The following is a 257-nucleotide window of genomic DNA, read 5'->3' as shown; positions in this document are numbered from 1 at the left end:
GGCAATGACTTCGCCAATGGCAACCAAGGCACCGACTGGGTTGACGGCGGCGATGGCGATGATGTGCTGCATGGCGGTAAAGATGACGATACGGTGAAAGGAGGCACCGGTACTGATGAGTTGTTCGGGGATTTAGGGAATGATATCGTTTGCGGTAACGCAGATGGTGACTTCCTCTACGGCAACCAGGGGGATGACTCCCTGGATGGCGGCGATGGCAATGATATGCTGTGGGGTGGCAAGGATAATGATATCCT

At 54.5% G+C, this 257-nt stretch carries 1 pseudogene; it reads left to right on the top strand.

Annotation, left to right across the window (positions count from 1 at the left end):
• Positions 1-257: pseudogene (locus AC0QH1_RS11710) on the top strand (calcium-binding protein); the annotation flags it as partial.

The sequence above is a fragment of the Phormidium sp. CCY1219 genome (assembly GCF_055795085.1).
This window is presented reverse-complemented; position numbering and strand designations above follow the sequence as displayed.